We start from the raw sequence: 23,486 nt of genomic DNA on the forward strand, positions 1-23,486 counted from the left end.
GCCCATGGGCACCGAGGAGGACTGGCCGGTCGAGCAGACGTGGTCACTGCGCAACACGCATTGGCACGCCTATGTCGAGCACACGTCCCTGGACCACGCCTCGCCAAGGCAGGAACGCCTCGAACGCACCCCGGAAGAGGTTCTGACCACCCCGGCGGAGGTGGCGGCCTGGCTGGAGGTCAACCTCCGCAGCGCCACGAAGCCGGAAGAAGCCGGCAAGAAGCGCACCAAGGACGAACGCGACTTCTCCGACTCGAACCGGGTCCACACCTCCCTGGCCTCCGCCGGCGAATCCATCTACACCGGCGTCAAGGGAATGCTCACCCTGGCCGTGGAAGCGGTAACCCCGGAGGAGTGCCGAAGCTCCCACGACGGAGCAGACGTAGCCCCGTTGAAATCGGGCCGCAGGCGCTAGCAACCGCCACGAACAGCCCAAACCCGCACCACCTCACTCCTCCTGCCGCGTCGTGTCATCCCCGTGTGGCCCGCGCGCAGCGAACCGCGCTTGAGCAGGTAGTGCAAGCACGCCCTTCGCTTGCACTACCTGCTCAAGGGTGGTTGTCTTCAGACCGGGCCACACGGGGATGACACGACGCCCGCTCTTTCTTTCAGTCATCCTTGGCGGCTCGCCCGTCCGGCGAGGACTCTTTTACGTTTTTGCGTAATTCTCCACGCTGCAAACCAGCTCTGATTCTCCCAACCCGACGTCACACCCCGACCGGCCACGTGTGCACCGGCTCGCCACCGTGCATCAACTCCACGTACCGCGCCAGCATCACGCCCAACGCGACCTCCCGAGAAGCCCCGCGAGCCTCCAGCGACGACACCGTGTCCCGCTGCCACTGCGATCCGGTGCGCCGGGACAGGCACCGGGCCTCGATCACCCCGAGGTACCTCTCCCGGGCGGAATCCGAGACGCCGCACGCCCGCAACCCCTCGTGGGCCAGCGGCAACAGCCGTCGCAGCACCAACTCGTCCGGCGGTACCCACCCGATCCCGGGCCAGTACAGCTGCGCACCCATCCCGTGCCGCGACCCCGCGTAGAGGTTCTCCTCCGCCGCGTGGAACGACATCTGAGTCCACAGTGGACGTTCAAGCGTGGTCAGCGCCCGCTGTGCCCCGTAGAAGAACGCCGCGTTCGCCATCGTGTCCAGCACCGTGGGGCCGGCGGGCAGCACCCGGTTCTCCACCCGCAGGTGCGGAACCCCGTCCACCACGTCGTAGACCGGCCGGTTCCACCGCCACACGGTCCCGTTGTGCAGGCGCAGCTCGTTCAACGACGGCGTGCCGCCCGCGCCCAGCACGTCCAGTGGATCTTCGTCGCCGGTCTCCGGCAACAACGCGGGGAAGTACCGCACGTTCTCCTCGAACAGGTCGAAGATCGAGGTGATCCAGCGTTCCCCGAACCAGACCCGTGGCCGCACACCCTGGTTCTTCAGCTCGACCGTCCGGGTGTCGGTCGCCTGGAGGAACAGCGGGATCCGCGTCTCGTGCCACAACGCGCGCCCCAGCAGGAACGGCGAGTTGGCCGCGATCGCCACCTGCACCCCGGCCAGCGCCTGCGCCGCGTTCCAGTGCGCCGCGAAATCGTCCGGTGCCACCTGGAGGTGGAGCTGCACCGACGTGCAGGCCGCCTCCGGCACGATGGACTCCGCGTAGCTCAACAACTTCTCGGTGGACGACCCCGCCATCGGCGAGCCCTCCATCGACAGCACCGTCTCCTCGCCGCGCTCGGCGAAGATCTGGTCGTTGAGCAGGCCGTAGCGGGGGGAGTTGGACAACCACCGCCGGTCGAAGTGCTCGTGCCGCAACGTCGGCAGCACCCCGATCATCACGATCGACGCGCCGGCGTCGTGCGCCTTGTCGTCCGCCGACGACAGGGTCTCGCACAGCTCTTTCTCCAGGTCCAGCGTCTCGTCCCCGGCCAGTTCCCGGGGCGGGACGTTGACCTCCAGGTTGTGCTGTCCCAGTTCCAGCGTGAACGACGGGTCGCCGATCTTCTCCAGCACCTCGGCGTTGGCCATCGCGGGACGGCAGTCGTCGTCGACCAGGTTCAGCTCGATCTCCAGCCCCATCTGCTGACGGGGGAAGGAGAAGCTGTCCTCGGCCAGCATCGTCCCCAGGGCGTCCAGGCAACGCTGGACCCGCTCGCGGTAGCGCTGGCGGTCCTCCCTGGTGAACGTCCGACTGGACACATAGCTACCCATGCCGCCTCCCAATCGGTCGGGCTGCTCCGGCGGGCTCAGCGGAGGCCAACCGTGACACAGCGGGCACCTGCCCGCCAGCGCCCAAATCGGTGCTCTCTGTCACCTTCCGGTAACAATCAGCGAGAACGTGCAGGTGGAAGCCTCGTCGTTCGGCCCTCTGGACTACGAGGGGTGTTCACCTGTCGGGAATGGGACACTGCCCGGGTGATCGAGATCGACGACCCGGCGGACCCGCGACTGGACGACTTCCGGGACTTGTCGACCGCCGACCGCCGCCCCGACCGCCCCGGTGGCCGGGGCCTGGTGATCGCCGAGGGCGTCGTCGTGGTCGAACGGCTCCTGGCGTCGCCTTACCCGGTCCGCTCGCTGCTCGGCGTGCGCCGCCGCGTCGAAGCCCTCGGCGACCTCCCCGCCCCCGCGTACGTCACGTCGGCCGAGGTCATGGCGGAGGTGGTCGGTTTCCACCTCAACCGGGGCGTGCTGGCCGTCGCGGACCGCGCGCCCCAGCCGAGCCCCGATGACCTCGCCCGGGACGCGACCACGCTCGCCGTCCTGGAGGGCGTGGGTGACCACGAGAACCTCGGTTCGCTGTTCCGCAACGCCGCCGCGCTGGGCATCGGCGGCATCCTGCTGGGGCCGGGGTGCAGCGACCCCCTGTACCGCCGAAGCGTCCGAGTTTCGATGGGCCACGTGCTCCGCGTCCCGTTCGCCCAGCTGCCCGATCTCTCCTCAGGCTTGGACATGTTGCGCCACAACGGTTTCACCGTTGCCGCTCTGACACCCAGGGCGTCGGCCGAGAACCTCGCCGACCTCGACCTGAGATCGTCGAGGACCGCGGTGCTGCTCGGCTCGGAGGGGCCCGGCCTGACCGAGGAGGCCATCGCGGCCGCGGACGTCGCCGTGCGCATCCCGATGGCCTCCGGCGTCGACTCCCTCAACGTCGCCACCGCCGGCGCCATCGCCTTCTACGCGATCTCCTGAACTTTCCGAAAGCTTCTGCCTGATCGCCCGACCGACTACGGTCGACACAGCATCCTTGAGGAGGAATTCGTGGAACTGCGGGTCCAGGACGGCCGCGCCGTGCTGGCGGGCCGCGACGACGCGGGCGAGCGCGAGGTCGACCCCCACACGCTGCCGCTGGGTGCCGGTCTGGCCGAGGCGCTGCACGAGTGGGCGAAGGTCGCCGCGGCCGTGGTCCGCTCGGACGCCTCGCCGGACGCCTCGCCGGACGACACCGCGGGCGAGCTCGTGGCGCTGCGCGGTCGACAACTGGCGAGCCGGGTCGCCGCCGACATGGGCGCGCCCGTCGCGTACACCGACCCCGTGACCGGCGAGAAGCACATCATCGAAGCTCCCGCTCTGCCCCCCGACCCCGAACCCGAACCCGAAGAGGCACCGGAGACCGAAGTGCCCCAGGAGCAGACCCCCTGGGGCACCGGTCTCACCGTCAGCCTCTTCACCGCCGCCGTCGTGACCTTCATGGTCGTCACGCTGTCACTGGGTCTCGGTGAGACCAGCCAGTGGCTCGCGCTGGTGGCCAACGTCCTCGTGGTCGGCGGTATCGCGCCTTCCGTGTGGCTCGCGCGCAAGGTGATGGTCTGGCGCTGGGTGGCCTACGGCGTGGTCGCCGGCGTCCTGATCGCGTGGTTCGCGCTCATCCTGACCCTCCTCGAATAGAAGAACCCCACCCCACCACCACGCCTCCGCGTCACCTCACGCCAACGAATCCCGCCAAGCCGTGTGCAACGCGGCAAACTGCCCACGCCCGTCGATCAACTCTTCCGGCGTCCCGTCCTCCACCACCCGGCCACCGTCGAGCACCAGCACCCGATCCGCGATCATCACGGTCGACAGCCGGTGCGCGATGATGAACGCCGTGCGCGAGGCCAGCACCGTCTCCAGCGCGCCCTGCACCAGCCGCTCCGACGGCACGTCCAAGCTCGACGTCGCCTCGTCCAGCACCAGCACCGCCGGGTCCGCCAGGAACGCCCGCGCGAACGCCACCATCTGCCGTTGCCCCGCGGACAGCCGCCCGCCGCGCTTGCGCACGTCCGTGTCGTACCCGTCCGGCAACGCCGCGATGAACTCGTGCGCGCCGACCGCCCGCGCCGCCTCCTCGATCTCCGCCCGGGTGGCCGTCGGCCGGCCCAGCGCGATGTTGTCCGCCACCGACCCGTCGAACAGGAAGTTCTCCTGGGTCACCATCACCACGGCGCGCCGCAGGTCGGCGTCGGTCACCGAACGCAGGTCCACCCCGTCGAGCAGCACCGCCCCGTGGGACGGGTCGTAGAACCGCCCGACCAGCTTCGCCAGCGTCGACTTGCCCGCGCCCGTCGCGCCGACCAGGGCCACCGTCTGCCCGGCCGGCACGGCCAGGTCGAACGGCGGCAGCACCACCGGCGTGGTCGCCGAGTACCGGAACTCCACCCCGTCGAACGTCACGTGCCCGCGCACGTCGCCCAGCGGCACCGGGTCGTCGGGCTCCGGCACGGCCGGCTCCTCCTCCAGCAGCCCGGAGATCTTCTCCAGCGCCGCCGTGGCCGACGCGTACGAGTTCGCGAACATCGCGATCTCGTCGAACGGGTCGTAGAACCGCCGCACGTACAGCGTGAACGCCGCCAGCACGCCCAGTTCCAGCTGCCCGTCCGCCACCCGGTACGCACCCCACGCCACGATCACCGCGAGGGAGACGTTGCCGATCACCCGCACCAGGGAGGTGAACGTCGCGACCACCTTGAACGCGTCGGTGTTCGCGTCGCGGAACTTGTCGTTCAGCTCGCCCATGATGTTCTTGTTGCGGCTCTCCCGGCGGAACGCCTGCACCGCGCGGATGCCGTTCATGGTCTCCACGAACTGCACGATGATCTTCGCGATAGCGCCCCGGGTGCCCCGGTACGCCCGCGTCGAGCGGCGCTGGAACCAGCGGATCAGCATCAGCAGCGGCACGAACCCGAACAGCACCGCCATCGCCAGCGGCGGGTCGAGGGTGAGCATCACGATCGAGATGCCGATGACCGACAGCATCGAGGTGAAGAACCCGTCCAGCCCCTGCTCCAGCAGGTCCTGCAACGAGTCCACGTCGCTGGTCAGCCGCGAGATGACCTTGCCGGACGTGTACTTCTCGTGGAAGGACACCGACAACCGCTGGGCGTGCCGGAAGATCCGCTCCCGCAGGTCGAGCAGCAGGTCCTGGCCGATCCGCCCGGACAGCCGCACAAACGCCCACCGCAGGACCGTCGCGGCCAACGCGCAGCCGACGTACCCGCCGACGCACCACGTGAGCACGCCGGGCTGCCCGGCCAGCGCCGCCGGCACCCCCCGGTCGATCGCCACCGCGATCAGCAGCGGCCCGGCCAGGTTGACCAGGTTCTCCGCGATCACGATGACCAGCGCCAGGACCGCCGCGCGCGAGTGGGGCCGCAGCAGCGACCCGAGGAGCTTGCGCGACCGGGCCTTGAGCTTCACGCCGGTCGTGTGGTCCAGCTCTTCGACGTCCTCCGCAGCGACTCCACGCCACTCTTCCTCAACCGTCGCCACCGCCGCCGCTCCCGCCGACCCCGCTCCCGCCGACCTCACCGCCGCCGACCCCGCTCCCGCAGAGCCCGCTCCCGCTGACCCCGCCGCCGACCCCGCTCCCGCCGGCGACTCCGACTCCGAACCCGACTCCGAACCCACCGTCCCGGCGCTCACGCCGCCACCTCCTCATCCTCCATAGTGGACAGAAGGTGTCGGTACTCCTCGTTGTCCGCCAACAGCTCCCGATGTGTTCCGACAGCCGCGATCCGACCGTCCACGAGCATCGCGACCCGGTCGGCCAACTGCACCGTGCTGGGCCGGTGTGCGACGACCAGCGCCGTCACCCCGTGCAGGACCCGGCGCAGCGCGGCCTCCACCTCGGCTTCGGTGTGCACGTCCAACGCGGACAGCGGGTCGTCGAGCACCAGCACCGCCGGGTGTCCCACGACCGCCCGCGCCAGCGCCAACCGCTGCCGCTGACCGCCGGACAGCGACAGGCCCTGCTCGCCGATCCGGGTGTCCAACCCCCACGGCAGCGCGTCCACGAACTCCTCGGCCCGCGCCACCCGCAGCGCTTCGCGGACCCGCTCCTCGCCGACGTCCGCGCTGCCCAGGGCGATGTTCTCGGTCACGCTCGCGGAGAACAGGATCGGCTCCTCGAACGCCATGCCGACGACCCGGCGCAGCTCCGCCAGGTCGAGGTCCCGCACGTCCACCCCGTCGACGGTCACCCGTCCGGACGTCACGTCCGTCAGCCGGGGGACCAGCGCCGTCACCGTCGTCTTGCCGGACCCGGTCGCGCCGACCAGGGCCACGGTCTCGCCCGGCCGGATGTCCAGGTCGATGCCGCGCAGCACCTCCCGGCTGCCCTCCGCGTGCGCGAAGTGCACGTCCTCGAACCGCACGTGCCCGCGGACCTGCTCGGGCAGGCTCGCCGGGGCCTGCGGCGAGGTGATGGTCACCTCCGCGTCCATCACCTCGAAGTAGCGCTCGGACGCCGACGCGGTCTGGTTCGTCTCCGCCAGCAGCCACCCGATCGAGTCGATCGGCCAGCGCAGGTAGGCGCTGACCGCGACCGCCGCGACCAGCGTGCCCGCGGTGACCGTGCCGTCCGCGATGCCCACCGCGCCGAACGCGAGCTGGCCCGCGATGGCGAGCTCGGGCAGCACGATCAGCACCGCCCACAGCAGGGCGAAGATCCGCACCTTGGCCAGCTCGGTCTCCCGCAGGTCACGGGCCTGCCGCAGGAACCGCCGGGTCAGGTGCGGGCCGCGACCGAACGCCTTGAGCACCCGGATGCCCAGCACCGACTCCTCGACCACCGTGGTCAGGTCGCCGGACTGGTCCTGCGCCCGCCGTGCCACCACCTTGAACTTCGACTCGAACAGGTAGGACAGCGCCACCAGCGGCAGCGTGCAGGCCAGCACGATCGTGCCCAGCACCGGCGAGAGCCAGAACAGCACGCCCAGCCCGATGAGCACGACGAGCGTGTTCACCACCAGGAACGTGATCACGAACGCCACGAACCGGCGAACCGTGTTCAGGTCGGTCGTGGCGCGCGAGAGCAGCTGCCCCGACTGCCACCGGTCGTGGAACGACACCGGCAGTCCTTGCAGGTGGCGGTACATGTCCGCGCGCATCCGCGCCTCGACGTCGGACGCCGGGCGCGCGATGAACCGCCGGCGCGCGAAGAAGAAACCCGCCTCGGCGAGCCCCAGGACCAGCACCAGCGCCACCATGGGCGGCAGCGCGTCCAGGTCGCGGGCGGCGATCGGGCCGTCCACGATGCGTTGGGTGATGAGCGGTATGCCGAGACCGCACAGCATGGCCAGCAGCGCCGCGGTCATGCTGGCGATCATCTGGAAGCGCACCGGCCGGAAGTACGGCCACAGCCTGCGCACGGTGGCGGCGGTGGATACGCGGCGAGCATCGGTGTTGGATGGTGACTCCGCGTGCTCAGTCACTTCTGTCGTCCCCCTCAGGTCCGCTTCCACCGTACGAACCCCACCCCCCACAAGCATCCGGTTTTCCCGTCACCGACCATGCAGGCTCGACCTAGGTGGAGGTCAAGATGGACGTGAGCTACCTGCGCACCGCGCCGACCATGGCTTTTCCGCACGGCCGGCTGCTCGCTGTGCGCGGCGGTCGACTGAACGTGCTGGCGCCCGACGGGTGGGACGCCGTCGACGGCCGGGTCGAGCACGCCCTGCCGCTCACCCGGAAGGAAGCCGAGGACTGGTGCGAACGCGAGGGCCGGCCTCTCACCCTGCTGGACGAGGTCCCCGTTCCTTGACCCGGCCCTACCGCTTCTTCAGCATGGCGGGCGCGGTCAGCAACCCCGCGAGACCGTAGCTGGCACCGGCCAGCAGGGTGAGCACGGTCCACTTGTCGCCGACCCCGGCGAACTGGTCCGGCAGCTTGAAGTAGTGGGCCAGGCCCAGCAGCACCGGCCCGATCAGCACGATCGGCCACACCGGGCGGACCTTCAACACCCACAGCACCGGGCCGGCGAGCAGCGCGCTGAACAGCAGCGCGACCGGCAGCCCGACCACGACCAGCAGCAGGAACCCGCCCAGCGACGTCTCGTTGACCACCCGGTCGAGCACGCCGCTCTGGTACGCCCAGATCCAGGCGATCAGCAACACCGCGCCGACCGCGGCGGACACGACGACGCGCAACAGCACCCGGAACGCGAAGCCGCCCGCCGTGGGGCGCGGGATGTCAGTCACGGCCGGCATTGTCGCCGACCGGGTGCCGCGCTGTCACCGGTGCGGCGAGCACGAACCCCAGTGCACCGGCCAGGACACCGCTCGCCGGGATCGAGATCCACACCGTCGTCAACGTCAGCACCGCGGCGAACGTCATTCCCACGGCGGCCATCCCCAACGGCCTCTGCACCCGCAACAGGGCGAGCACGAACCACCCGAGCAGCACGCCGACGACCAGGCTGACCGGGATCGCGAACAGCCCCATGGCCAGGCAGTTCCACTCGTCCTTGGAACACACCGCGCCCGCCGCGATGAACTCGCGCACACCCCACCAGGCAGCGCCTAACGCAGCCCCGACCACCGCGCCCGCCACCACTCGCCCCAGCATTCCCTCCTGATACCCCCACCCCACCCCGCACAAACGCCGCCCTCACCCGCCCGCCTCACCCGCCTGCCTCGCCCCGCACAGCCCGCACCACCCGCCCGGCCGTCTCGCACTGCTCGCACGCCTTGCGTCCCGCTCTCACCCCAACGCAGGCACCCTCAACGCAGGCAGCCTCAACGCGGCGGACCCCGCACAACGCGAAAGGCCCCCGCCAACCCGGCGGGGGCCTCGCGAGAACGAACGATCAGCCGCGGTTCGAGCGGACGCCCAGCAGGACGTCCTCCCACGACGGGACGATCGGGTGGTTCTTCTTGCCGCGCTTCGGCGGCTCCTTCTTCGCCGCCGCGGCCGGGTTCGGCTGCGGGGCCGGCGGTGCCGGGGGCTCCTCGGCGACCGGCGCGGGTTCGGGTTCCGGCTTCGGCTCGGCCTCCACGGCCGGTGCCCGGTCGGCCGGGACCTGCACCGGGGGCGGCGGCGGGGTCGGCTCCTCGCGGGCGAGGATCTCCGGCTCCGCCTCCTTCTCCAGGTTCAGGGCCTGCCGGGCCAGTTGGGTGACCGGCCGGACGGTGCGCAGCGTGCGGTTGGGGTTCGGGTCCATCAGCTCGACGGCCCCGTCGTCCAGCGCGGTCACCGTGCCGCCCTGCGCGCCCCGGTGGAACGCCCAGTGCGCCCGGTTGTCCGAGCGGCCCGCCGTCCAGTGCAGCTGCACCACCCAGCGGCCGTCCTCACCGCGCCACGCGTCCCAGCTCACGTCCGCGTACTCCTGGCCGCGCAGCCCGAACGAGTGCGCCACGACCTCGCCGAGCGTCTGCACGTCCGGGCCGTCCTCGCGCACCGGGTGGGCGCGTTGGGCCAGCTCAGCCGTGCGGGACCGCTCCAGCAGCACCGGGTAGGCGTACCGCTCGACCCGGTGGGCCGGGATGCCGGCCGCCGTGGCGACCTGGTCGACGGACTCGCCGGCGCGGATGCGCGCCTGGATCTCCTTGGGGCGCATCTGGCTCTCCACCTCGATCTCGATCTGGCCGAGTCGGGTGAGGTCGCCACGCGCCGCGGCGCGCAGCCGTTCGTCGGCGGGGAGCACGAAGCGCTCGCCACGATCCGGGTCCTCGAGGATGACGGACTTGCCGTCGTCTTCGAGCCCGATGACCCGCAGCGCTCGCATCATGGCCTCCCGTATGACTTCACCTCGCCAGGTGCCGACGTTAATCCGGCGTGCCGCCTTGACGGGGGAGGCTCGCCGCGTCTATCGATATCTTCATGTGATCTTGCCGTATGTTGCTCGTGTTCGCACTTCTGTTACCGCAAGGTTCACCTCGTCGGCCACCCCTCCACGTCTACCACTTCGGCAACGCGAAAGGGGCCTCCCACCCCGGCCGGAGCCGGACGGCGGGAAGCCCCCGTGACGTCGACAGCGCGCGTCAGAGCTGGGAGACCACCCAGTCGACGGCCTTGGTCAGCGTGGTCACGTCGGCCGGCTCGATCGCCGGGAACATCGCCACCCGCAGCTGGTTGCGGCCGAGCTTGCGGTAGGGCTCGACGTCCACGACGCCGTTGGCCCGGAGCACCTTGGCCACGACCGCCGCGTCCACCGAGTCGTCGAAGTCGATCGTGCCCACGACCTGCGACCGGTACGCCGGGTCCGCCACGTAGGGCGAGGTGTACGAGGTCGACTCGGCCCACGAGTACAGCCGCGACGACGAGTCCGCGGTGCGTCGCACGGCCCACGGCAGGCCGCCGTTGCCCAGGATCCACTTGATCTGGTCGTCCAGCAGGAACAGCGTGGCCAGCGACGGCGTGTTGTACGTCTGGTCCTTGGTGGAGTTGTCCAGCGCGGTGGTCAGCGACAGGAACTCCGGCACCCAGCGGCCCGACGCGCCGATCTCGGCGACCCGCTCCAGCGCGGCGGGCGACATCAGGGCGATCCACAGGCCGCCGTCGGAGGCGAACGACTTCTGCGGCGCGAAGTAGTAGACGTCGAAGTCATCGGCGTCCACCGGCAGGCCGCCCGCGCCGGACGTGGCGTCGATCGCGACCAGGGCACCCTCGGACCCGGCGGGGCGCGACACCGGCACGGCCACCCCGGTGGACGTCTCGTTGTGCGCCCAGCCGACCAGGTCGGCGCCCTCGGCGTAGGCGATCTCCGGGGCCGAGCCCGGGTCGGCCTTGACCACGATCGAGTCACCCAGGAAGGGGGCGTCGGAGGTGACCTTGGCGAACTTCGAGGAGAACTCGCCGTAGGTGAAGTGCTGCGCGCGCTCCCGGACCAGGCCGAACGCGGCGGCGTCCCAGAAGGCGGTGGTGCCGCCGTTGCCGAGCACGACCTCGTAGCCCTCGGGCAGCGAGAACAGCTCGCGCAGACCCGAGCGGACCGAGCCGACCAGGGACTTGACCGGCTTCTGGCGGTGGGAGGTGCCCATCAGCTTCGCGCCCTCGGACGCCAGGGCCGCGAGGGACTCCGGGCGGACCTTGGACGGGCCGCAGCCGAACCGGCCGTCGGACGGCTGGAGCTCGGTGGGCAGGACCAGGCTGGTCGGGTCGGCGGTCTGGGTCATCGCGGAGCCTCCGGGTACCGGGGGAGGGGTGACCGGCGCCGTTGCCGGGGGTCAACAGTGTTGCAGCCGCGTGGCCTAAGAGTGACGGCCGGGTGTCGCTGCTCACGTTCCTCCACCCATCACTCCCGGCTATACCGTCCCTGACCAGGACGTACTTCGAGCCCGCGCCCTCGCGCGCTGACACCGGTCAGTGCCCGCACCCGACGTTCCGCGCCCGAACCTCAACGCCGTGCTGCCGCCGCCGCGGTGCTGCCGTGGTGCCGCCGCCCAGTCCGGCCTGCCGAGCGTGGTGAGCACCCGCAGCAGGTAGGTCTTCGCCGAACAGCTCGCGGCCGCTTTCCACAGTGGACAGTCCTCGTGCGACCGGCCGGGAGTGCGATCAGCTGCCGCTGCGTTCGCTCGTCCACCGGAACCCGACCAGGCACAGGACGAAGCCGATCACGCACCACGCGCCCAGCACCAGCGCGATCTTCCCGTGCTCCCACGTCCCGGCCGCCTCCTGGATCGCCATGCTGTCCGGCAGCAGCACCGAGCGGAACCCCTGTGCCACCCACTTGAGCGGGAAGAACGAGCTGACCACGACCATCGCCTTGGGCAGCAGGGACAGCTGGATGAACACCCCCGAGATGAACTGCAGCCCGATGTAGGGGAGGTTCATCACGGCGGGCGCGCTCGCGGCCGTGCGGGCCAGTGCGCTGGCCGCGATCCCGAGCAGCGAGCACGACACCACGCCCAGCAGGAACACCCAGGCGAACGTCAGCCAGCGCCCAGGCTCGGTCGGCAGCTCCACGTCGAACACCCAGATGCCCACCGCGAGCATCAGCACCACCTCGGCCAGGCTCAGCACGAGCACCAGCGCGATCTTGCCGACGAAGTACGAGAACGGGGCCATCGGCGTGCCCTGGAGGCGTTTGAGCGTGCCGTTCTCGCGGTCCTGCGCCACGCCGACGCCGAGCGTGATGAACGACGTGGAGATGATGCCCGCGCCGATCAGCCCGGCCGCGTAGACTTGGCCCATCGTGGCTTCGCCGCCGGGGACCTCGCCGTCGAAGATGTTGCCGAGCAGCAGCAGGATGAACGCCGGCAGCGCGAAGGTGAACACCACGCCGCCCCGGTCGCGGAAGAACTGGCGCAGCTCGAAGCGCCCGCGCGAGAGACCGGTGTCGAGGGTGCTCATCGTCCGATCAGCTCCAGGTAGACGTCCTCCAGCGAGGGACGGGTGACGGTCAGCTCGGGCGCTTCGCCGAGTTCGCGGATCAGCGCGGCGGGGCGGGCGGTGCGATGTGCCTGCGGGCCGTTGGGGGCCAGCCACCGCACGACGGCCTCGGCCTGGTGACGTCCGCCGAGCGTGGCGGGGGTGCCCTCGGCGACGACCCGGCCGGCGTCGATCACCACCAGGCGGTCGGCCAGCGCCTCGACCTCGTCGAGGTAGTGGGTGGTGAGCAGGATCGTGCAGCCCTCGCCCGCGAGCAGCCGGACCAGCTCCCAGAACCGCCGGCGGGCCTCCGGGTCGAAACCGGTGGTGGGTTCGTCCAGGAACAGCAGCCGAGGCCGCCCGACGATGCCGAGCGCCACGTCCAGCCGGCGCCGCTGCCCGCCGGACAGCCGGCCTGCCATCACCGCGCGCTGAGAGGTGAGGCCGACGAGCTCGACCACCTCGTCCGGGTCGCGCGGGTCGGGGTAGTAGCCGGTGAAGTGCCGGACGGCCTCGATCACGGTGGCCTCGGCCAGGTCGGTCGCCGACTGCTGCACGATCCCGATGGCGGACCGCCAGGACCGGGGCGCGGTGGCCGGGTCGACGCCCAGCACGGACACCTCGCCCGCGTCGCGCCGGCGCAGTCCTTCGAGGATCTCCACGGTGGTGCTCTTGCCCGCCCCGTTCGGGCCGAGCAGCGCGAACACCTGGCCGGTGTCGACGTCCAGGTCGACACCGGCGACGGCGGGCCGTCCGCCGTAGGACTTGCGCAAGTCCCTGACTCGTATCGCGTTCATGCCGCAGATCGTTCAACGGCAGGGTGCCCGCGCGGGACAACCCGTCGACGGACACCGGCGGTCCACCGACCGGTGGACGCCATCAACCACCTGACCAACCAGCCCCGGACCACAACCGACCCGGACGGGCCGGGGCCGAGTCCAGGGCCAGGGCCGAGTTGAGAAGCAGGGTCAGGCGATCTCTTCCCAGCCCTCGACCTCGGACGGCGTGCGCGGCCCGGGACCGATGTAGGACGCGGACGGCCGGACCAGCCGCCCGGTGCGCTTCTGCTCCAGGATGTGCGCCGACCACCCGGCGGTGCGGGCGCAGGTGAACATCGCGGGCATCATGTGCGGCGGCACCTGGGCGAAGTCGAGGATCACCGCGGCCCAGAACTCCACGTTGGTCTCGATCGCGCGGTCCGGCCGGCGTTCCCGCAGCTCGGCCAGCGCCGCCTGCTCCAGCGCCGCCGCCACCTCGTAGCGGGCCGCGCCCAGCTCCTTGCAGGTGCGCCGCAGGACGCGGGCGCGCGGGTCCTCGGCCCGGTACACCCGGTGCCCGAAGCCCATCAGTCGGTCGCCCCGGTCGAGGATCCCGGCCACCACGGCGCGCGGGTCGCCGGTGCGCTCGACCTCCTCGATCATCGGCAGCACCCGGGCGGGCGCGCCGCCGTGCAGCGGGCCGGACATCGCGCCGATCGCGCCGGACATCGACGCCGCGACGTCCGCGCCGGTCGAGGCGATCACCCGCGCGGTGAACGTGGAGGCGTTGAGGCCGTGCTCGGCGGCCGACACCCAGTAGGCGTCCAGCGCCTTGACGTGCGCCGGGTCGGGCTCGCCGCGCCACCGGGTGAGGAAGCGCTCGGTGATCGTGCGGCACTCGTCGATGCGCTTCTGCGGCACCGCGGCCCGGCCGATGCCGCGCGCGGACTGCGCCGCGTAGGACAGCGCCATCACCGAGGCGCGGGCGAGCTGCGCGCGGGCGTCCTCGTCGCTGATGTCCAGCAGCGGCTGGTAGCCCCAGATCGGCGCGACCATGGCGAGCGCGGCCTGCACGTCCACCCGGACGTCGCCGGTGTGCACCGGGATCGGGAACGGCTCGGCGGGCGGCAGGCCCGGCCCGAACCGGCCGTCCACCAGCAGCGCCCACACGTTGCCGAAGGTGACCTTGCCCGCCAGGTCCTCGATGTCGACCCCGCGGTAGCGCAGCGCCCCACCATCGCGATCGGGCTCGGCGATCTCGGTACGGAAGGCGACCACGCCTTCCAGTCCAGGCCGGAATCCGTCCTGTTCGGTCTGCTGCACCACGCTGTGCGCTCCTTGTCCCCGAAGCTCAAGAGTTGGGAAAACCTTGCTCCCCCGCCGACCCCCTGGCAACGACGGCAATCGGTGGCGTCGGTCACGATTCAGGAACCGATTCAGAAAGCCGAGGCCCGGTTAACGGCGTGTTTCCACTCTGCGGTAGCAGCATTTCGGTGCGCAGACGGCGAATCGTGCACCCGACGCCCATGAACGGGACAAACCGCTGGTCCACGTGGCTGCCGGCCGCGCCCGCCGCCGAGTGCGGCTGGGCGTCGTGCTGGGCCCACCCCTGGGCCGTGGCGCTCATCACGGACCTCGCGCCGGCGGTGGGCGCCGGCCTCGTCGTCATGACGGCCGACGCCCACCGGGCGCGCGCTCAGCTCACACTGGTGACCTTCAGGTGACTGCCCCACGGGCTCACGTCGCCGGCGCAGCCGTACTGGCCGTCCAGCCGCAGGTACAGCGGCGCGGTCTGGTCCGGCGGGAACAGCTTGAGGCCCCACACCAGGGTCTTGCGGCACACCGCCGGGTCGAAGTTGTCGGCGTTCGCCGACCCGACCACCGCGACCGCACCCGCCCCGTGCGGCAGGGTGACCGACGGCCCGCGGACGCCGTCCCGGGTCGCGGCCGCGCCGACCTGGTTGCCCGAGGAGTCCACATAGGACACTCCGGGGAACCCTTGCAGCACGCAGGTGGCGATGCCCCGGTTGGTGAAGCGCACCTCCCGGTAGAGGGTCCCGGCCGCGGGCTCCTCCCGCACGACCGCGATCTCCAGGTCCACCGATGTGCAGGTCGCCACCGGAACGGATTCGCCCTGGGTTCGAACATCACCCTGGGCGGTGGCCGTTCCGGTGGTGCACAACAATGCCGCGCCGATCGCGGCGATCACAACCATTCTCTTCATCACGATCTCCCCCGAGAATCGTGGACGGGAATTCCGTCCACTCCTGGGACGTATCGCGCGCCACGGGGGTTGCTCCGGTGAAGGCACGAGCTCTCCTCGTGATCGGGAAATCCGGCGGGCGCAGTGTATTGCGCGAGATGCGGTCGATTGCCCCGGTCTGCCACCTGACTCATCAGCGCAGGTCACACGCCCTGTCGTGCTTGGTCCGCGCGATCATCGGGCCGTTGATTACCGACGACCTGGAATACCTGCCGGGACCGACCGTGGTGACCGCGCGCGCGTGCCACGAGTCGGAATACAACACGGAATTACTCGCCGACGTCCACGCGCCGGTCTGGCGCGGCGTCCGGTGCTGTGGCAGCCGGCCCACCCCAGTCCGTGTCACACGACTGGTGGACCCTCGTTCCGCTGGCATCCGGGGGCAGCCTCGGCACCGCTCCGGCGACGACGCGGTGACCGTCGAGCGCGCTCCGGGCGAAGCGCGGCGCGACGGTCCCGGATCGAGTGACGTTCTGACTCGATCTCGTGCTCGATTCCGAAAAGACTTTTCCACCGACAGTCACGAGCCGGGTGGTCCTCATCACCACGCAGGCGGTTTCGCGCACGCCCGGAAACCCGTACGGTCGCTGGATCGTCAGGTGCCAACAAGCGCCTTGCCAGGTAAAACCTTGCTCGGGAGGTCAGGATGTCGGAGACGACGAACATCGCCTTGCCGTCGATGCGCGTGTCTTACGAACAGGGTTCGCTCACTGAGGGCGACCTGGCGGCCTCCTGGCACGAGCAGTTGCAGCTGTGGCTGGACCAGGCCGCCGGCGCGGGCCTGCCGGAGCCGAACGCGATGGTGCTGGCCACCTCCGACACCGAGGGCCGGCCGTCGTCGCGGACCGTCCTGGCGAAGGGCCTGGACGCGCGCGGACTGGTGTTCTTCACCAACTACACGTCCTCGAAGAGCCACGACCTGATGGCCACCCGCTACGCGTCGGCGACCTTCCCGTGGTTCGCGATGCAGCGCCAGGCGCACGTGCGCGGCACGGTGGAGAAGGTCGGCGCGGAGGAGACCGCCCGCTACTGGGAGAGCCGCCCGCGCGGCTCGCAGATCGGCGCGTGGGCGTCCCCGCAGTCCCGGGTGGTGACCGGCCGCTCCACTTTGGAGAGCGCGCTGAACAAGATCGAGCGCCAGTTCGCCGACTCGGACCGGGTACCGGTCCCGCCGCACTGGGGTGGCTGGCGCATCCGGCCCGAAGAGGTCGAGTTCTGGCAGGGCCGCCGCGACCGCATGCACGACCGACTCCGCTTCCGCCTCGGCCGCGACGGCTGGGACCTCCAGCGCGTCGCCCCCTAGCCCCCGCAGCCCAGCACCCCGACCCCGGCCCGACCGCTCCGGCGGACGACCGGGGTCGAACCGTGTCCAGGCCCTTCCGAGGGGTGGGCAGTGGTCCACGTCTCGGTGAAGAAGTTGTTAGTTGTCGTACGCTAATGAGAGTGAAGCGTCTGCTCGGCAAGGTCGCGATCGACACCCGTCCTCTGCGCATCCCGGCGTTCCGGCGGCTCTGGCTGTCGACCTTGGTCACGGCCATCGGCAGCCAGCTGACCGCGGTCGCGGTGCCCAAGCAGGTCTACGACATCACCGGGTCGTCCGGGTGGGTCGGCGTGGCCGCCGGCGTGGCCCTGGTGCCGCTGCTGGTGTTCGGGCTGTGGGGCGGCGCCATCGCGGACGTCGTGGACCGGCGCAAGCTGATGGTCGTCACGAACATCGGGATCGCGATCACGTCCGTGCTGCTGTGGTTGCAGGCCGCGTTCGACGTGCAGAACGTGTGGCTGGTGATCGCGCTGCTCGGGCTGCAACAGGTGTTCTTCGCGGCCAACGCCCCGGCGCGCTCCGCGTCGATCGCGCGGCTCGTGCCGGAGGACCAGCTGCCCGGCGCGGTCGCGCTCGGCTCCACGGTGATGGTGTTCGGCGGCGTGTTCGGGCCGATGCTGGCGGGCGCGCTGATGCCCGTGGTCGGGTTGTCGACGTTGTACCTGGTCGACTCGATCGCGTTGACGGCGACGATCTGGGCGGTGTGGAAGCTGCCGCCGATGCCGCCGCTGGACGGGGTGGTGCGGCGGGCCGGGCTCGCCGACGTGATCGACGGGTTCCGGTACCTGTCGGTGCAGAAGATCGTGATGGCGTCGTTCCTGCTGGACATCATCGCCATGGTGTTCGGGATGCCGCGCGCGCTGTTCCCGGAGATGGCCGAGGTGACCTTCGGCGACCCGCCGGGAGGTGGGTTGGCGCTGGGCTGGCTGTTCGCGGCGATCCCGCTGGGCGCGATGGTGTGCGGGCTGGTGTCCGGGTGGACCTCGCGGGTGTCGCGGCACGGGGTCGGCGTCGTCGTGTCGATCATCGTGTGGGGCGTGGCGATGATCGGGTTCGGGCTGTCGAACGCCCTGTGGTGGGCGGTCGTGTTCCTGGCCGTCGGCGGCGCGGCGGACATGATCAGCATGGTGTTCCGGACGTCGATCCTGCAAACCGCCGCGCCGGACGAGATGCGCGGCCGGATGCAGGGCGTGTTCGTCGTGGTGGTGGCGGGCGGGCCGCGCGTGGCGGACCTGTTGCACGGCACCACGGGCGCGCTGATCGGCCCCGGCGCGGCGACCGCGTGGGGCGGCGTCGCGGTGGTGATCGGAACGGTGGTCGCCGCGATCGCGATCCCGGCGGTGTGGCGCTACCGGGTCACCCTCGGGACCGCCGGAGAAACCTCGCCCAAGCCCTGACCGGGACGGAGATCGAGGGCGGGGTGTTCTTGGAGTCGCGCGCCGACACGCGGTCGGAGCCGTACGCGACCTCGACGCAGTTGGCCGTGCTGTTGCTGCGGGAACTCTTCCGCCACGTGATCATGGCTCCATTTTTTCACGCCAGCCCGCGCAGGAACTCCACTGTTCCGGCTGGGCTGAGCGCCGCCGACCGGAGCGCGCGCCAGGTCGCCTCGAAGATCTCGATCTGCTCCGGCTCGTCCAGGAAGAGGCTGGAGACCTTGTTCTCCAGCAGGACCAGGCTCGGATCGGCGTCGTACTCCAGGATCACGAAGGGGCCGTCGAGGCCGGCGTGCGGCGATGCCGTCGTCGGCACGACCCGGAGCGTGACGTTGGGCCGTTGTGCGATCTCCGCGAGGTGGCGGAGTTGGCGGGAGTGGGCGGCCCGATCGCCGAACGGGCGTTCCAGCACCCCCTGCTCGATGATCGCGTGCAACTTGACCGGAGCGCTGCTGCGGGTGAGCAGACCCTGGCGGACCCGCCTGCTCGCCACCAACAGGTCGACCTGCTCGCCGGTGAGGCCGTACCCGGTCGCCCGGATGAGGGCTTGGGCGTACTCGTCGGTCTGCAGGAGGCCGGGGATGACCAGGGGCTCGTAGTTGAGCAGGGCGCTGGCCTCGTCCTCGAAGTCCGCCCACGTCTGCCAGTCCTCGGGCAGGTTCGGGTTGTTGATCCGCAGGAGGCCGCGCTGGTCGGCGTGCCGGGCGAGGTCGAGCAGGTGGACCCGCTCCTTCTTCGTGACGCCGTACAGGTCGAGCAGCTTCTCCAGGTCGTCCATGTAGACCCCGATCTCCGAGGTCTCGATGCGGCTGATCTTGCTGCCCGACATCCCCACCGCCTCGCCGGTCGCGTCCGTCGACAGCCCGGTGGCGTTGCGGAGCTTGCGGAGGATGTGGGCGAGTCGGCGGGAGCGGACGGAGCGTCCGGCGCGGCGTGCCATGCCGGCAAACCTAGGTGCGCCGCTTCACCACGTGCCAGGCCCTTCACTCGAAGGTGTCATTGCCGAATTATTTGGGGCGCTGCAATCTATTGACATGAGCCAGCAGCCGATCACCGACACCGACTCCGCCCCTCCCCGACGTGACTGGGTGCTGCGTTGTGACGGTTCGTCCGGGCGGGTGTTCGAGGTCGGGGTGACGCTCGGGACGGCCGAGGTCCACCTGCCCCTCGACACCGACTGCATCCGCCTCGAACTCCAGCAGGTCCGCGCCCTGCGGTCCGCCTTGGACGAAGCCATCACGTGCGTCGAGGCCGACCTGCGCGCCGCCGGCCATGTCACCGAACGCGTCACCGGCCGCACCGCCGCCCACCCCGCCTGAACATCAAGGTTTGCCCAAACCCGCAGCCACCAACTACCCCGACCCGGTGTGATCCGGCACACTCATCCGGCATGGCGGAAGCGACGAGCGCACCGGCGCAACCGGAACTCAACCGGGCCATCGGCCCGAAGTTGCTGCTGTTCTTCGTGATCGGTGACATCCTCGGCACCGGCATCTACGCACTGACCGGCAACGTCGCCGGCAAGATCGGCGGCGCGCTCTGGCTGCCGTTCCTGATCGCGTTCGTGGTGGCGTTCCTGACCGCGTTCAGCTACCTGGAACTGGTCGGCAAGTACCCCCGTGCCGCCGGCGCGGCGCTCTACACCAACCGCGCGTTCAAGATCCAGTTCCTGACCTTCATGGTGGCCTTCGCCGTCATGAGCTCCGGCATCACCTCGGCGTCCTCCGCCGCGCTGGCGTTCGGGCGGACCTACCTCCAGTCGGTCATCAACGAGTTCTTCTCCGACACGTTCACCGTCTCGGCGACCCTGGTCGCGATCCTGTTCATCCTCGGCCTGGCCGTGATCAACTTCCGGGGCGTCTCGGAGTCGGTCAAGGCCAACGTCGTGCTGACCTGCATCGAGCTGTCCGGCCTGGTGATCATCATCGGGATCGGCATCTACGCCATCGCGGCCGGTGACGGCGACGCGAGCCGGCTGACGCAGGTCGATCCCGCGCCCGGCCAGTCGGCGCTGGTCGCCATCACCTCCGCGACCGCCCTCGCGTTCTTCGCGATGGTCGGCTTCGAGGACTCGGTGAACATGGCCGAGGAGTGCCGCGACCCGGTCCGCATCTTCCCGCGCGCCATGCTGTGGGGGATGGTCGTCGCGGCCGTGATCTACGTCCTGGTCGCGATCACGTCGTCGTTGCTGATCCCGGCGGACGAACTGGCCAAGTCCGGCAGCTCCGCCCTGCTCCGCGTGGTCCAGGTGGGCGCGCCCGGGTTCCCGCTGTGGGTGTTCTCGCTGATCGGCCTGTTCGCGGTGATCAACTCCGCGCTGATCAACATGCTGATGGCCAGCCGGCTGATCTACGGCATGTCACGGGAGCGGATCATCCCGAAGGTGTTCGGCACGGTGCACCCGTTCCGGCGCACGCCGTGGATCTCCATCATCTTCACCAGCGGGGTCGCGATCATCCTGGTGTCCACCACCGACATCGCGAAGCTCGGCGGCACCACCGCGCTGCTGCTGCTCGTGGTGTTCACCATCGTCAACATCGCGGTCCTGGTGCTGCGCAAGGAGAAGGTCGGGCACAAGCACTTCCGCGCGCCCACCTGGGTGCCGGTGCTCGGCGTGATCACCTGCGCGTACCTGGCCAGCCCGCTGTCCGGCCGGCCGGGCGACGACTACCTGATCGCCCTCTACCTGCTGGCCGCCGGCCTGGTGCTGTGGGTGATCAACCGGCTGGTGCACGGCAAGGTCGAGTTCGACGCCGAGAAGCTGTCGAAGTAACCGGAACGGCAGAACACCTCAGCGCGCGGCGGGGTGGAGCTGGTGACGGGCCAGTTCCACCGCGTCGTGCGCGCAGAACACGTCGACCAGCCCCGCTTGCGTGCCAACGAGTTCGCGCAGTCTGTCCTGATTGGACCGTCGTAGTTCCGGCACGGTCTCCACGCGCCGCTGCATGAACGTCAAGCCCGGCGTGCAGTGCGGGGTCGCGGCCATCTCACCGTGGTAGAAGTACGAATCGCCGGCGTGCAGGAGCCACTTCCCGCCGGTGTTCACGGCGACGCCCGTGTGCCCCTTGGTGTGCCCGACCAGCGGCACCAGCAGGACGTCCGGGCGGAACTCGCGGACGCCGTCGAAGCCGAACCACGTCTCGCCGTGCGGTTCGTGGGTGACCCACTTCGGGCCGTGCGACCACTGGCGGTCCGGGTAGCGGGTGCGGTCGTTGCCCTTCTTCCCCGCGCGGGTGGCGGCCGTCAGCTCCTCCTCCAGCACGTGCACCTCGGCGTGCGGGAAGTCGCGCAGGCCCCCGCCGTGGTCCAGGTCCAGGTGGGTGAGCACGACGTGCCGGACGTCCGCCGCCCGGTACCCCAGGGCTTCGACCTGGCGCAGCGCGGTCTCCCGCTCGTCGAGGACCGGGCGGGAGGTCCACCGCCAGTGCCGGGCCAGGGTCGGGCCCGGGTTCCGGACGTCGTCCACGCCCATCCCGCTGTCGACCAGGACCAGCCCGTCGTCGGTCTCCAGCAGCAGGACGTGGCAGACCAGGGTGGCGGTCTGGAAGACCGATCCCTTGCCGTCGACCAGTTTTCCGCCGAACGGCCGCATGGTGCCGCAGTTCAGGTGGTGGACCTTCATCCGGGGTGCCTTCCCAGGAGGACGCCGAGGCGCGCGCCGACGGCGTGGAGAGGGGACAGGTCGCGGCGGGTGCGGGCGAGCAGCACCGCGCCTTCGATGGCGGCCAGGACGACCACGGCCAGCTCGTCCGCGTCGGCGCGGTCGAGGTGCTCGGCGATGACCTGCTGCCACGAGTCGTACACGTCGACGCACGCACCGCGGATCGGTTCGCTCTCCGCGCTCGCGTCCAGCGCGACGGTGGCGATCGGGCAGCCGTGGGTGAAGTCCGACGCCGCGAGCTGGTCGCCGAGCAGCCGCAACGCCTGGTCGAGCGCCTCGACCGGGTCCGGTGTCGCCTCCAGCACGGCCCGCAGCGCGTGGCACAGCTCGCCGCCGGCCAGGGTCACGGCTTCGGCGGCGAGCTGTTCCTTGCCGCCGGGGAAGTGGAAGTACAGCGAGCCCTTGGGCGCGCCGCCCTCGGCGAGCACCTGGTTCAGGCCGGTGGCGTGGTAGCCCTGCGCGTGGAACAGCTGGGCCGCGGTGCGGACCATGCGCTCACGGGTGTCGGTGCGACGTGGCATGACGTGGACTATACAGACTGGTCTAGTAAGAACAAGCGCTGCGATCGGCGGAAGGCCGGTGGGCGGTGCGAGGATGGCGGCCATGGTCGAAATCGCGCACGGCGCGGCGCGCGCCGTCATCGCCCCGAACGGCGCGGGACTGAAGTCCTTCGAGGTCGGCGGGGTGCCGTACGTCGAGACCTACGACGACGAACCGCCGATGGGCTGCGGCGCGGTGCTCGTGCCGTGGCCCAACCGGACGGCCGGCGGCAGGTGGACCCACGCCGGTGAGCCGCAACAGCTGGAGATCACCGAGCCCGCCCGGGGCAACGCGATCCACGGGCTGGTGCGCCGGGTCGCGTGGGCCGTCGCGGAGCGGTCCGAGGCGTCGGTGACGCTGGAGGTCCCGGTCAGCGGCCCGGGGTGGCCGGTGGAGCTGCGCACGGCCATCACGTACGCGGTCGACGGCGACGGCCTCACCGTCACCCACGTCGTGCACAACGTCGGCACGGCCCGCACGCCGTTCGGCGTCGGCACGCACCCCTACCCGCGCGCCGGCACGTCCGAGACCGACGAGACCTCGCTGTCGCTCGCGGCCACGACCGTGCTGCCGCTGGACACCGCCACGATGATCCCGTCCGGGCCGGCCGTGCCGGTCGAGGGCGACACCGACTTCCAGGTCGCGCGGCTGCTGGAGGGCGTCCACCTGGACATGCCGTTCGGCGGGTGCGAACCGGTCGACGGGCTCGTGCGGCACGTGCTGCGCGGGCCGGGCGGCGGCGTCGAGCTGTGGGCGGACCCGGACTTCAAGTGGGTGCAGGTCTACACGCCCGCGACCTTCCCCGGTCGGGGGCGCGCGGTCGCCGTCGAGCCGATGACGTGCCCGCCGGACGCGCTGAACTCGGGCGTCGACCTGCTCTGGCTGGAGCCGGGCGGGACGTGGTCGGGGCGGTGGGGTTTGCGGCCCCTGGCCTAGGTTGTTAG

Annotated in this window: 25 protein-coding genes; 10 read left to right on the forward strand and 15 right to left on the reverse strand. The window is 70.8% G+C overall.

Going from position 1 to position 23,486, the window contains the following annotated elements; genetic code table 11:
* The first annotated feature begins 4 nt into the window (after positions 1 to 4).
* Positions 5 to 415, forward strand: coding sequence for a hypothetical protein (locus BN6_RS02665; RefSeq protein ID WP_015097984.1), 411 nt, complete (start codon positions 5 to 7; stop codon positions 413 to 415).
* Between the two features lie 292 nt (positions 416 to 707).
* Here BN6_RS02665 and BN6_RS02670 read toward each other — a convergent pair whose 3' ends face one another.
* The gene (locus BN6_RS02670) at positions 708 to 2,207 is read right to left on the reverse strand and encodes a glutamate-cysteine ligase family protein (protein ID WP_015097985.1); all 1,500 of its coding nucleotides are present in this window, start codon (positions 2,205 to 2,207) and stop codon (positions 708 to 710) included.
* A 204-nt stretch (positions 2,208 to 2,411) separates the two neighbouring features.
* Here BN6_RS02670 and BN6_RS02675 point away from each other — a divergent pair, with 204 nt between their 5' ends.
* Entirely contained in the window at positions 2,412 to 3,188 is a 777-nt protein-coding gene (locus tag BN6_RS02675) for a TrmH family RNA methyltransferase (protein WP_173430480.1), read from the forward strand.
* Between the two features lie 69 nt (positions 3,189 to 3,257).
* The gene (locus BN6_RS02680) at positions 3,258 to 3,884 is read left to right on the forward strand and encodes a DUF2537 domain-containing protein (RefSeq protein ID WP_015097987.1); all 627 of its coding nucleotides are present in this window, start codon (positions 3,258 to 3,260) and stop codon (positions 3,882 to 3,884) included.
* Between the two features lie 36 nt (positions 3,885 to 3,920).
* On the opposite strand, the gene BN6_RS02685 is transcribed toward BN6_RS02680, so the two are convergent.
* On the reverse strand, positions 3,921 to 5,744 hold the full coding sequence (locus BN6_RS02685) for an ABC transporter ATP-binding protein (protein WP_041311738.1): 1,824 nt from the start codon (positions 5,742 to 5,744) through the stop codon (positions 3,921 to 3,923).
* 149 nt (positions 5,745 to 5,893) lie between these two features.
* Positions 5,894 to 7,624: an ABC transporter ATP-binding protein gene (locus tag BN6_RS02690; RefSeq protein WP_041311740.1), complete on the reverse strand. Its 1,731-nt coding sequence runs from the start codon at positions 7,622 to 7,624 to the stop codon at positions 5,894 to 5,896.
* A 170-nt stretch (positions 7,625 to 7,794) separates the two neighbouring features.
* Here BN6_RS02690 and BN6_RS02695 point away from each other — a divergent pair, with 170 nt between their 5' ends.
* Entirely contained in the window at positions 7,795 to 8,016 is a 222-nt protein-coding gene (locus BN6_RS02695; protein WP_015097990.1) for a hypothetical protein, read from the forward strand.
* Between the two features lie 7 nt (positions 8,017 to 8,023).
* On the opposite strand, the gene BN6_RS02700 is transcribed toward BN6_RS02695, so the two are convergent.
* The 7 genes from BN6_RS02700 to BN6_RS02730 all read right to left on the reverse strand — a co-directional run bounded on the left by BN6_RS02700 (position 8,024) and on the right by BN6_RS02730 (position 14,647).
* Positions 8,024 to 8,452 carry a hypothetical protein gene (locus BN6_RS02700; RefSeq protein ID WP_148302717.1) on the reverse strand — a complete coding sequence of 143 codons (429 nt, stop codon included), beginning with the start codon at positions 8,450 to 8,452 and terminating at the stop codon, positions 8,024 to 8,026.
* Entirely contained in the window at positions 8,445 to 8,819 is a 375-nt protein-coding gene (locus BN6_RS02705; RefSeq protein WP_015097992.1) for a hypothetical protein, read from the reverse strand. Before BN6_RS02705 ends, BN6_RS02700 begins: the two co-directional genes overlap by 8 nt.
* A 241-nt stretch (positions 8,820 to 9,060) precedes the next feature.
* Positions 9,061 to 9,978 carry a septation protein SepH gene (gene sepH, locus BN6_RS02710; RefSeq protein ID WP_015097993.1) on the reverse strand — a complete coding sequence of 306 codons (918 nt, stop codon included), beginning with the start codon at positions 9,976 to 9,978 and terminating at the stop codon, positions 9,061 to 9,063.
* A gap of 256 nt (positions 9,979 to 10,234) precedes the next feature.
* Positions 10,235 to 11,368 carry a phosphoserine transaminase gene (gene serC, locus BN6_RS02715; protein ID WP_015097994.1) on the reverse strand — a complete coding sequence of 378 codons (1,134 nt, stop codon included), beginning with the start codon at positions 11,366 to 11,368 and terminating at the stop codon, positions 10,235 to 10,237.
* A gap of 379 nt (positions 11,369 to 11,747) precedes the next feature.
* Positions 11,748 to 12,545 (reverse strand): ABC transporter permease, encoded by a 798-nt coding sequence (locus BN6_RS02720; RefSeq protein ID WP_015097995.1) that lies wholly within the window; start codon positions 12,543 to 12,545, stop codon positions 11,748 to 11,750.
* A complete protein-coding gene (locus tag BN6_RS02725) occupies positions 12,542 to 13,360 on the reverse strand; it encodes an ABC transporter ATP-binding protein (RefSeq protein ID WP_015097996.1) in 819 nt (272 codons plus the stop codon). The genes BN6_RS02720 and BN6_RS02725 overlap by 4 nt, the downstream gene beginning before the upstream one ends.
* 171 nt (positions 13,361 to 13,531) lie before the next feature.
* Entirely contained in the window at positions 13,532 to 14,647 is a 1,116-nt protein-coding gene (locus tag BN6_RS02730; RefSeq protein ID WP_015097997.1) for a citrate synthase 2, read from the reverse strand.
* Positions 14,648 to 14,847: 200 nt separating this feature from the next.
* On the opposite strand from BN6_RS02730, the gene BN6_RS43185 reads away from it, so the two are divergent.
* Positions 14,848 to 15,045: a hypothetical protein gene (locus tag BN6_RS43185; RefSeq protein WP_041311743.1), complete on the forward strand. Its 198-nt coding sequence runs from the start codon at positions 14,848 to 14,850 to the stop codon at positions 15,043 to 15,045.
* On the opposite strand, the gene BN6_RS02740 is transcribed toward BN6_RS43185, so the two are convergent.
* Complete coding sequence (locus tag BN6_RS02740) at positions 15,018 to 15,545, reverse strand: DUF4232 domain-containing protein (RefSeq protein ID WP_015097999.1); 528 nt, start codon at positions 15,543 to 15,545, stop codon at positions 15,018 to 15,020. The two genes, BN6_RS43185 and BN6_RS02740, sit on opposite strands and share 28 nt — an antisense overlap.
* A gap of 685 nt (positions 15,546 to 16,230) precedes the next feature.
* On the opposite strand from BN6_RS02740, the gene pdxH reads away from it, so the two are divergent.
* Both pdxH and BN6_RS02750 read left to right on the forward strand, forming a co-directional pair.
* Complete coding sequence (pdxH, locus tag BN6_RS02745) at positions 16,231 to 16,887, forward strand: pyridoxamine 5'-phosphate oxidase (protein ID WP_015098000.1); 657 nt, start codon at positions 16,231 to 16,233, stop codon at positions 16,885 to 16,887.
* Between the two features lie 134 nt (positions 16,888 to 17,021).
* Entirely contained in the window at positions 17,022 to 18,302 is a 1,281-nt protein-coding gene (locus tag BN6_RS02750; RefSeq protein WP_041311745.1) for an MFS transporter, read from the forward strand.
* On the opposite strand, the gene BN6_RS43190 is transcribed toward BN6_RS02750, so the two are convergent.
* On the reverse strand, positions 18,262 to 18,426 hold the full coding sequence (locus tag BN6_RS43190; RefSeq protein ID WP_015098002.1) for a DUF397 domain-containing protein: 165 nt from the start codon (positions 18,424 to 18,426) through the stop codon (positions 18,262 to 18,264). The two genes, BN6_RS02750 and BN6_RS43190, sit on opposite strands and share 41 nt — an antisense overlap.
* A gap of 12 nt (positions 18,427 to 18,438) precedes the next feature.
* Positions 18,439 to 19,281 carry a helix-turn-helix domain-containing protein gene (locus BN6_RS02755; RefSeq protein ID WP_015098003.1) on the reverse strand — a complete coding sequence of 281 codons (843 nt, stop codon included), beginning with the start codon at positions 19,279 to 19,281 and terminating at the stop codon, positions 18,439 to 18,441.
* Between the two features lie 94 nt (positions 19,282 to 19,375).
* Here BN6_RS02755 and BN6_RS02760 point away from each other — a divergent pair, with 94 nt between their 5' ends.
* Together BN6_RS02760 and BN6_RS02765 are read left to right on the forward strand one after the other, a co-directional pair.
* Positions 19,376 to 19,660 carry a hypothetical protein gene (locus tag BN6_RS02760; protein ID WP_015098004.1) on the forward strand — a complete coding sequence of 95 codons (285 nt, stop codon included), beginning with the start codon at positions 19,376 to 19,378 and terminating at the stop codon, positions 19,658 to 19,660.
* A gap of 71 nt (positions 19,661 to 19,731) precedes the next feature.
* Positions 19,732 to 21,114 carry an APC family permease gene (locus BN6_RS02765; protein WP_015098005.1) on the forward strand — a complete coding sequence of 461 codons (1,383 nt, stop codon included), beginning with the start codon at positions 19,732 to 19,734 and terminating at the stop codon, positions 21,112 to 21,114.
* A gap of 18 nt (positions 21,115 to 21,132) precedes the next feature.
* Here BN6_RS02765 and BN6_RS02770 read toward each other — a convergent pair whose 3' ends face one another.
* Both BN6_RS02770 and BN6_RS02775 read right to left on the reverse strand, forming a co-directional pair.
* The gene (locus BN6_RS02770; protein ID WP_015098006.1) at positions 21,133 to 21,963 is read right to left on the reverse strand and encodes an MBL fold metallo-hydrolase; all 831 of its coding nucleotides are present in this window, start codon (positions 21,961 to 21,963) and stop codon (positions 21,133 to 21,135) included.
* Entirely contained in the window at positions 21,960 to 22,523 is a 564-nt protein-coding gene (locus tag BN6_RS02775) for a TetR/AcrR family transcriptional regulator (RefSeq protein WP_015098007.1), read from the reverse strand. The genes BN6_RS02770 and BN6_RS02775 overlap by 4 nt, the downstream gene beginning before the upstream one ends.
* A gap of 82 nt (positions 22,524 to 22,605) precedes the next feature.
* Here BN6_RS02775 and BN6_RS02780 point away from each other — a divergent pair, with 82 nt between their 5' ends.
* Complete coding sequence (locus tag BN6_RS02780) at positions 22,606 to 23,478, forward strand: aldose 1-epimerase family protein (protein WP_015098008.1); 873 nt, start codon at positions 22,606 to 22,608, stop codon at positions 23,476 to 23,478.
* Positions 23,479 to 23,486 lie beyond the last annotated feature (8 nt).

The sequence above is a fragment of the Saccharothrix espanaensis DSM 44229 genome (assembly GCF_000328705.1).
Classification (GTDB): Bacteria; Actinomycetota; Actinomycetes; order Mycobacteriales; family Pseudonocardiaceae; genus Actinosynnema; species Actinosynnema espanaense.

Coding starts and splice junctions, on each gene's coding strand:
- BN6_RS02725 (WP_015097996.1), bottom strand. CDS start 13,360: ATGAACGCGATACGAGTCAGGGACTTGCGCAAGTCCTACGGCGGACGG.
- BN6_RS02760 (WP_015098004.1), top strand. CDS start 19,376: ATGAGCCAGCAGCCGATCACCGACACCGACTCCGCCCCTCCCCGACGT.
- serC (WP_015097994.1), bottom strand. CDS start 11,368: ATGACCCAGACCGCCGACCCGACCAGCCTGGTCCTGCCCACCGAGCTC.
- BN6_RS02740 (WP_015097999.1), bottom strand. CDS start 15,545: ATGAAGAGAATGGTTGTGATCGCCGCGATCGGCGCGGCATTGTTGTGC.
- BN6_RS02755 (WP_015098003.1), bottom strand. CDS start 19,281: ATGGCACGCCGCGCCGGACGCTCCGTCCGCTCCCGCCGACTCGCCCAC.
- BN6_RS02750 (WP_041311745.1), top strand. CDS start 17,022: ATGAGAGTGAAGCGTCTGCTCGGCAAGGTCGCGATCGACACCCGTCCT.
- BN6_RS02775 (WP_015098007.1), bottom strand. CDS start 22,523: ATGCCACGTCGCACCGACACCCGTGAGCGCATGGTCCGCACCGCGGCC.
- BN6_RS43185 (WP_041311743.1), top strand. CDS start 14,848: ATGAACGGGACAAACCGCTGGTCCACGTGGCTGCCGGCCGCGCCCGCC.
- BN6_RS02720 (WP_015097995.1), bottom strand. CDS start 12,545: ATGAGCACCCTCGACACCGGTCTCTCGCGCGGGCGCTTCGAGCTGCGC.
- BN6_RS02665 (WP_015097984.1), top strand. CDS start 5: ATGGGCACCGAGGAGGACTGGCCGGTCGAGCAGACGTGGTCACTGCGC.
- BN6_RS02780 (WP_015098008.1), top strand. CDS start 22,606: ATGGTCGAAATCGCGCACGGCGCGGCGCGCGCCGTCATCGCCCCGAAC.
- BN6_RS02695 (WP_015097990.1), top strand. CDS start 7,795: ATGGACGTGAGCTACCTGCGCACCGCGCCGACCATGGCTTTTCCGCAC.
- BN6_RS02765 (WP_015098005.1), top strand. CDS start 19,732: ATGGCGGAAGCGACGAGCGCACCGGCGCAACCGGAACTCAACCGGGCC.
- BN6_RS02705 (WP_015097992.1), bottom strand. CDS start 8,819: ATGCTGGGGCGAGTGGTGGCGGGCGCGGTGGTCGGGGCTGCGTTAGGC.
- sepH (WP_015097993.1), bottom strand. CDS start 9,978: ATGCGAGCGCTGCGGGTCATCGGGCTCGAAGACGACGGCAAGTCCGTC.
- BN6_RS43190 (WP_015098002.1), bottom strand. CDS start 18,426: ATGATCACGTGGCGGAAGAGTTCCCGCAGCAACAGCACGGCCAACTGC.
- BN6_RS02670 (WP_015097985.1), bottom strand. CDS start 2,207: ATGGGTAGCTATGTGTCCAGTCGGACGTTCACCAGGGAGGACCGCCAG.
- BN6_RS02770 (WP_015098006.1), bottom strand. CDS start 21,963: ATGAAGGTCCACCACCTGAACTGCGGCACCATGCGGCCGTTCGGCGGA.
- pdxH (WP_015098000.1), top strand. CDS start 16,231: ATGTCGGAGACGACGAACATCGCCTTGCCGTCGATGCGCGTGTCTTAC.